Origin of the sequence: Caulobacter sp. HMWF025, from assembly GCF_003060965.1 — a bacterium.
Lineage (GTDB): Bacteria > Pseudomonadota > Alphaproteobacteria > Caulobacterales > Caulobacteraceae > Caulobacter.
The window spans coordinates 1-6,721 of sequence record NZ_QAII01000146.1; the positions used below are offsets into that span (position 1 = coordinate 1).

General features: G+C 63.6%; 8 protein-coding genes and 1 tRNA gene. 3 read left to right on the top strand and 6 right to left on the bottom strand.

Annotated features, from left to right (window positions below):
- Positions 1 to 340 precede the first annotated feature (340 nt).
- Both DBR10_RS15345 and DBR10_RS15350 read left to right on the top strand, forming a co-directional pair.
- Positions 341 to 895: a hypothetical protein gene (locus tag DBR10_RS15345; protein WP_108504683.1), complete on the top strand. Its 555-nt coding sequence runs from the start codon at positions 341 to 343 to the stop codon at positions 893 to 895.
- Between the two features lie 310 nt (positions 896 to 1,205).
- Positions 1,206 to 2,321: a tyrosine-type recombinase/integrase gene (locus tag DBR10_RS15350; protein WP_108504682.1), complete on the top strand. Its 1,116-nt coding sequence runs from the start codon at positions 1,206 to 1,208 to the stop codon at positions 2,319 to 2,321.
- Between the two features lie 84 nt (positions 2,322 to 2,405).
- On the opposite strand, the gene DBR10_RS15355 is transcribed toward DBR10_RS15350, so the two are convergent.
- Positions 2,406 to 2,480, bottom strand: a tRNA-Gly gene (locus DBR10_RS15355).
- Between the two features lie 147 nt (positions 2,481 to 2,627).
- Between DBR10_RS15355 and DBR10_RS15360 the strand changes: the two genes are divergently transcribed.
- Entirely contained in the window at positions 2,628 to 3,233 is a 606-nt protein-coding gene (locus tag DBR10_RS15360; RefSeq protein ID WP_108488012.1) for an HD domain-containing protein, read from the top strand.
- Positions 3,234 to 3,252: 19 nt separating this feature from the next.
- Here the strand turns inward: DBR10_RS15360 and DBR10_RS15365 are convergent, their stop codons facing one another.
- The 5 genes from DBR10_RS15365 to DBR10_RS15385 all read right to left on the bottom strand — a co-directional run bounded on the left by DBR10_RS15365 (position 3,253) and on the right by DBR10_RS15385 (position 6,519).
- A complete protein-coding gene (locus DBR10_RS15365) occupies positions 3,253 to 4,143 on the bottom strand; it encodes a TraB/GumN family protein (protein ID WP_108488011.1) in 891 nt (296 codons plus the stop codon).
- 84 nt (positions 4,144 to 4,227) lie between these two features.
- Positions 4,228 to 5,127 (bottom strand): alpha/beta fold hydrolase, encoded by a 900-nt coding sequence (locus tag DBR10_RS15370; protein ID WP_108504681.1) that lies wholly within the window; start codon positions 5,125 to 5,127, stop codon positions 4,228 to 4,230.
- Between the two features lie 95 nt (positions 5,128 to 5,222).
- Complete coding sequence (locus DBR10_RS15375) at positions 5,223 to 5,900, bottom strand: hypothetical protein (RefSeq protein ID WP_108504680.1); 678 nt, start codon at positions 5,898 to 5,900, stop codon at positions 5,223 to 5,225.
- Positions 5,901 to 5,926: 26 nt separating this feature from the next.
- Positions 5,927 to 6,121 (bottom strand): helix-turn-helix transcriptional regulator, encoded by a 195-nt coding sequence (locus tag DBR10_RS15380; protein ID WP_108504679.1) that lies wholly within the window; start codon positions 6,119 to 6,121, stop codon positions 5,927 to 5,929.
- Positions 6,118 to 6,519 carry a hypothetical protein gene (locus DBR10_RS15385; protein WP_108504678.1) on the bottom strand — a complete coding sequence of 134 codons (402 nt, stop codon included), beginning with the start codon at positions 6,517 to 6,519 and terminating at the stop codon, positions 6,118 to 6,120. Before DBR10_RS15385 ends, DBR10_RS15380 begins: the two co-directional genes overlap by 4 nt.
- Positions 6,520 to 6,721 lie beyond the last annotated feature (202 nt).

Here is a 6,721-nt window from a genome sequence, read left to right on the forward strand (position 1 = left end):
TCTCCAAGTCGCCCTCCGTCGGATTTGATGCGCCACTCCAGCGAGCAAATCCAAGCGCGCTCCGTTGCGCCGTTCCTGCCCGTTTGGCCGCCCTAACACAGACACACTAATCACGCGCACTGGACGAGCGCGCTCCTTCGACCGCTGCTGGTCCATTGGATTTTCGCTTGATAATTGGTGGAGACACACCATACCATTTTTTCGACAAAAATGTCAATAAGATATTGTTTTATATGGCTTTTTGTTGTATTTTGGCCGGTCGCGCCGATGTGAGAAACATGGTCCGATTGACAACTTTTGAGCAAAATCGTAAGGTTGTCATGAAGACAAGGTTTTTGAGATGCGGCGAGCCGAATTTCTAGCTCTGACTGGGCTGACGACAGACGCGTTCTACAGCTTGGAGCGGCGAGGACGTCTGCCGTTCAAGCGTCCCACGCAGGGGGTTTGGGCGGACTTTTCGTCAATAGCCGCGCTCAAGACGGCACTCGCATTAGCTCTAGCTGAACAGGGCGCGAGCCAGGAGAAGGCTGCGCTGTTCGTTAGCATCGCGTTCAACGGCGCGCTCGAGCAACTGCTTAGTGTGAGCAGGTCAGATCCGTTCTATTTCGGGTTCATGACGGTCGGCTCGGAACCCTATGGAGACGCTGCCAGGGAATTCGGTCAGGCGAGGTCGATGGAAGCTGTCGCTGGCAGCTGGCGCGAGATTGGCCAATCGATGAAGAGACGAGCCGAACAGGTTCGCCCCAGCGGCGAGGTTGTTTTCGGGTCCGTGTTGATCGACGCCACGCTGGTTCTGAAGCACTTTCGTGCTCGAGCGAAGCAAGCGGGCTTACTGAAACTGGTCGAGGACGAATTCGCAGCTTCGCTCGTTCAACTGCGCGAACTCGAAGAATGATCGAGTCCCCCTCAAACAGCCCCACCTCGATCCAGCAAGGGAGTGTCGTGCGTGGCCAAATTTGATCACCCCCCGCGCGCGCCGCGTCTCCTGACCGCAGAAGCGGCGATGAACTATCTATCGCTGAGCAATCGCGATGATTTGAGCGCGATCCCCGTTCGCCCCTTCAAGATCGGAAATCGGACGCGATGGGATGTGAAGGCGCTTGATGCTTGGATGGACGGCCAATCCCAGCTGTCAGACACCCCGGCGGGTGAACGCATGAATGAGGATGATCCAGAGACTGCTTTGAAACTGTGGAGACAAGATAATGGGAGCGCTGAGGCTACCAGGCGCACATAGAAACGTTCGAAAGCGCCCGGGGAAAGTTGTCATCTATTGGCAGGCTTGGCGCGGTGGCCCGGCCATTGGCCGCTTCGAGGGGACGACGCTCGCTGAAGCTGAACGCGCAGAAAAGGCCGGGGCGCATATCGCCGTTGAAGCCTATTCGGCGACTCGACGCACAACCATCCCCAAGGATCTCGTGGCAGGGCTCGTGGTGGCCTACAAAAGTGCCCCCGATGGCTTTCTGAAACTGGCTCCATCGACCCAAGCTCAATGGGCTTCCTGGCTCGACATCATTCGCGAGCGCTTCGGTACTCTCCCCGTCGCGGCGTTGAAAGCCAAAGGGATGCGGCGGGAAATCATCAACTGGCGCAACCTATATGCCGCCACCCCGCGAACGGCTGATGTGGGGGTTCAGGTCATTCGCCGGCTCTTCAGTTGGTCGGTCGACAATGAGTTGGCGGATGCCAATCCCGCCCTAGGCATCAAGGAGCTCTATGAGAGTGACCGGGCCAGCGAGATTGTAGAGCCGCACGAAATGGAAGCCATTCTCGCTCACGCCAATCCACCGGTGTCGCGTTGGATCAGAATGGCAGCTGCGACGGGGCTCCGGCGCGGAGATCTTCGCCAGCTGAAGTGGACGGATCTGACTGAGGTCTCGATCGAGCTCGCTACTGGCAAGAGCAAGGGGCGAAAGCGCATCATCGTGCCGCTGCTGCCAGAAGCTCGAAAGGTCCTCGAGGAGTGCCGCGAGGCGGAGCGCGAACGTATAGCCAAGCTCACAGCAGCCGGACGACCGGCCGTCTCCTCCCTCTTCGTCATGACCACCCATCACGGGAAGCCATGGTCAAAGGACGGCCCCACGGGAGCCTGGATCAGAGCCTGCGCCAAAGCCGAGCCCAAGATCGAAAAGCACCTCCACGACCTTCGGGGAAACTTTGCGACCAGGCTCATGGCAAATGGTCTCAGCGACGAACAAATCGCGGATATGCTGGGTTGGCAGACCGAAAATGTTCTCAAAATTCGCCGTCGCTATGTCGATCGTGATCGTATCGCCCGCGGAATCGCAGAGCGATTGGATCTGACCCGCCAGAACGGCTGATGAACATCGCTGTAAACACGCTGTAAACACGACGCCACGAGCGCCGGTACCAGCGAAAAAGCGCATTGATTTTATTGGAGAAAATGGAGCGGGCGATGGGAATCGAACCCACGACATTCTGCTTGGGAAGCAGACGCTCTACCTCTGAGCTACGCCCGCGCGGCGTGGAGGCTCGTCTAGCGGGTCTTGAGGACCTACTCAAGGGGAGAGGCCCTGCCCGCCCACGGGAAAGTCTCCAGCGGCCGCGTTGACGCGCCCGGGATACGGGCGCACGATTGCTCAAACAAACGTTCGGGGAGAAACGTCATGGCTGACGGAGAAGATCATCCGCGCGCCCAGTTCCACGCCATGGTCGATGGCACGGCCGAGGACTGGGGCATCATCGCCAATGCGGCGGCGGAGTTCGGACGCGACCTGCCCAAGCGCCTGGTCACCCACCTGAAGCTTCTCCAGGGCGACTGCGGGGGCTTTGCGATCGACCGGCTCGAGCACAGCCTGCAGACGGCGACCAAGGCCCACATGGACGGCCGCGACGAGGAATATGTGGTCTGTGCGCTGCTGCACGACATCGGCGACATCCTGGGGCCGCGCAATCACGCTGACATCGCGGCCGCCATCGTCCAGCCGTTCGTGTCGGAGCGAAACCACTGGATGGTCGCCAACCACGCCATCTTCCAGGGCTATTACTTCTTCCACCACCTGGGCCTGGACCGCGACATGCGCGAGCAGTTCCGGGGGCATCCGGACTTCGAATATACCGCCCAGTTCGGGCATCTGTACGATCAGGACGCCTTCGATCCGAACTTCAAGTCGATGCCGCTGGAGGCCTTCGAGCCGATGCTGCACCGGGTGATGAGCACCCCCAAGCGCTCGATCTATCTGCGCAAGCCGGAGGTCGAGGCGGCCGAATAGGCCGCCCCTTCCCCGGGTCCTAGTTCGCGCGCTCGGCCTTGATGCCGAGCTTGGCCAGCTGGACCTGGACGCTGTCCTCGCCGACCAGATGTCCGGCCCCGACCGCGACGAAGCTGACACCCGAACCGGCGAGCTTGGTCTTCAGCTGGTTGGCCCAGTCGATGTTGCGCTTGGTCAGCAGCACGTCATAGACGTCAGCATAGGGCCCCTTCATCTCGGTCACGAACTGGGTTTCCAGGGCCTTCAGATCACCGGCCGCCCAGGCCGCGACCATCGAGTCGATCTTGGCCGTGCCGGCATCGGCGTCATCCAGGGTCGAGCGGAACAGGTCGACCTCGGCCTTCGGGGCCATGTCGGCGAAGAAGCGGATCTGCTGCTCGGCCGTCTCGAAGGCGGAGGCAGACTTGCCGTCGGCCTTCATCTGGGCGCTGATCACCTGCTCGACACCGCTCTTGGGATCATAGCCGGCCTTCATCACCGGCAGCATGGCTAGAGAGATCGAGGCCAGCCAGGGCCGCATCGGCTCCAGGGCCTGGGGCGGCAGGCCGGCGCTCTGGGCCAGGTCCTTGGCCCGCTTGAAGTCTTCGGGCGACAGCTTGGTGGACAGCGGCTTGGCCTGGTCGATGCCGTACTTCATGACCAGGGGCTGCATCAGGGCCGGGTCGTCGGCCCCCTGGACCTCGATGACCAGATCGCCACTGGCCTTCATGGCGCTGTCGATGCTGGCCGAACGCCATTTGGTTTCCGGCCGAAGCACGTGGATCGTGCCGAACAGATAGATGGTGGAGTCCTTGTCCTTGATCGCCCACAGCGCGGGTTCGGCCATGGCCGGGGCCGCGACGCCGAGCGCCAGGATCGTGACGAGGCCGGCGGCCATGCGGCGGGCCGGGCGGAAGAGGGTCGAAAGCATGGTCCTGTCCTTGGTTGTGAAGTCCGGGTTGAAAAAGCAAGACGTCTGGCCGGAGGCGGGCAAGTCGCGGCCCGCCGGGCCGGGTCAGTTCAGAAAACGCTCGACGGCGGCGGCGAAGGCCGCAGGCTGGTCCAGCATGATGAAGTGGTAAGCCCCCTCGATGCGCTCAAGGCGTACGCCCGGCAATGCGGCATAGGCCCCGGCATAGAGTTGCTCGACCCGCTCGACGGGCGCGCCCATCATTGGATCAAACGGATAGAGGACGACCGTCGGGACGGTCACGGCCGGCAGCTCGGGACGCAGGTCGGTGGTCAGGACGTCGTACATGGCACGGGCGAACACCGAGCGATCCGTCCTCTTTGACCAGGCCAGGGCCGCCTTGAGACCGTCCGGTGACTTGACCAGGCGCGGCATGGTCATGGTCTGCTGGGCCTCGAAGCTTTCGGCCGGCATGGCGATCAGGCCGTCGCGCATGCCCACGGCCTGGGGCCGGACCGCCTCGACCGTAGCAGCGGGCGAGAACAGCAGCGGATAGAAGGGCAGGCTGTCGACGATCAGCAGACGACCGATATCGGCCGGATGGCGGCGCGCCAGGGCCAGGCCCGTCAGGCCACCCATGGAGTGACCGATCACCGCCGGCGACTTGAGCCTGGCCGACCGGATGTAGCCGTCGAGGGCCTCGACCAGCGGATCGATCACCGCGCCCTCTCCGTTGCCGCCGACCGGAGCCCCGGCGAAGCCGGCGACCTGGACGACATGCACCCGGTAGCGTCCGGAGAGCTGGGCCACCGTGGCGTCCCAGACGGCCCCTGACGAGGCGAGCCCCGGGATCAGGATCACGTCGGGCCCCTTGCCGGTGACGGTGACGCTGATGCGGGCGGCCGGCTCGGCGGCGTGGGCATGGTTTCCCCCGAACACGCCTATGGCGGCCAGAAGCGCGATGATGATGGCGAGCATCCGGGGCCGGGATTGGGATCTGAACATCGGGTGGGTCCTGGGAGACAGGCGCGCATCAGGGTTCGGCGATGCGAGCCGGTGAGAACGAGGCCGGTGGGAGGTCGAGGTTCTGGGGGTCTGGCTTAACCGCCCAGGCCGCGCCGCGCCGAGACCAGGGTGGAGATCAGGAGATAGCTGGCCATCAGCACGGCAACGGCGTCCCACAGCGACAGGGCCGGCAGCAGGTTCAGCTTCTCGCCGGCGGCCCACAGGAACAGGGGGCCCTGCAGAAGCCAGAACGACACCGCCCCGGTCTCGGACATCACCTGGCGCACCAGCTCGTCGCTGCGCTGCCACAGGATCAGGTTGCCGACGGTCTGGACGAGAAACAGGGCCACGATGCCGGCCATGACGGCCGCGCCCAGCTCGAACGGCAGCGGGTCGAACACCGAGTTGGCCAGGACCGGTGCCGCCAGCATCACACCGGCCAGCAGCGCGACCAGTCCCTGCTGGCGGTAGTACGAGGCCTGGGCCGGTGTCGCGTCCCGGGCGTTGCCGGGATCCAGCACCCGCAGCGCCGTCTTGCGGCTGGCGCTGACCAGGAGGACCATGACCCCGAGGGCGATCAGCATCAGGGCGATAAGGCCGGACAGCAAATCAGACCAGCCCAGGCCCTCGACCCGCATGGCACCGGCTTTTTCGAGCTTGCCGATCAGCATGCCCGAGCCGAAGCCGACGAAACCGCCGCAGACGGCGAGGATGGAGGCCATCCGGACCTTGGGGCTGGCAAAAAACTTGGGGAACTTCGACGCAACAGTCATGGCGACGCTCCTGCTTGGGACGGCCCTCAGGCTTCGTCCTGAAAAATGGTTTCGATGGATTGGCCGAAGAGACGGGCGATCTTGAAGGCCAGCGGCAGGCTGGGATCGTACTTGCCCGTCTCAAGGGCGTTGATGGTCTGGCGCGAGACCTCGAGCCGGTCGGCGAGATCCGCCTGGCTCCAGTCCCGCTCGGCCCTCAGGACCTTCAGGCGATTTTTCACCGGTACCTCCTGGCAATGAAGGGTTGGGCGAGGCCGAAGCTGCCGCAGAACAGCGGGAAGATCAGGTAGAGCGGCGGATGCGGCAGCAGCCCGGCGTTCTCGAGAAAGCCCCAGACGGTGCACAGGGCCATGGTGATGCCGATGCCCCAGAGCATCGACTGGGCGAGGACGGCGCGAAGAAACTCGTCCGTCTCCTCGACCATGTAGAGCCCCATGGCGGCGATGGCGGCCATGATCGGGACAGCCGGGGCCACGGCGACCAGCCAGAGCAGCGGCCCCTGCGGATCCAGATGTCTCAGGGCCCAGATCGATGCGAACAGCACGGCGACATAGGCGATCATGGCGGGGAAGAAGCGGGCCAGGTAGCGGCGCGCGGCGGGGGTTTGGGCTTGGCCCATTTCAGCTCTCCTGTCCTTGAGTTTCAACGGTGGGCGGTTCAGCGCTGGCGCAGCCACCAGCCGGCCCAGACCAGGCCGTAGCCGACGAGCTGGGCTGTCAGCAGGGTGAGAAAGCCGAGGAGAACCCACTCGCTGGGCGACCGCTCGTGAAACATCGCTACGAGCGTTTCATTGGTGACCAGGGCCCCGACCGGCATCAGGA

Bases quoted from the DNA above. Each gene is read 5' to 3' on its own strand.
- DBR10_RS15345 (WP_108504683.1), top strand. From the start codon at position 341: ATGCGGCGAGCCGAATTTCTAGCTCTGACTGGGCTGACGACAGACGCG.
- DBR10_RS15350 (WP_108504682.1), top strand. From the start codon at position 1,206: ATGGGAGCGCTGAGGCTACCAGGCGCACATAGAAACGTTCGAAAGCGC.
- DBR10_RS15360 (WP_108488012.1), top strand. From the start codon at position 2,628: ATGGCTGACGGAGAAGATCATCCGCGCGCCCAGTTCCACGCCATGGTC.
- DBR10_RS15365 (WP_108488011.1), bottom strand. From the start codon at position 4,143: ATGCTTTCGACCCTCTTCCGCCCGGCCCGCCGCATGGCCGCCGGCCTC.
- DBR10_RS15370 (WP_108504681.1), bottom strand. From the start codon at position 5,127: ATGTTCAGATCCCAATCCCGGCCCCGGATGCTCGCCATCATCATCGCG.
- DBR10_RS15375 (WP_108504680.1), bottom strand. From the start codon at position 5,900: ATGACTGTTGCGTCGAAGTTCCCCAAGTTTTTTGCCAGCCCCAAGGTC.
- DBR10_RS15385 (WP_108504678.1), bottom strand. From the start codon at position 6,519: ATGGGCCAAGCCCAAACCCCCGCCGCGCGCCGCTACCTGGCCCGCTTC.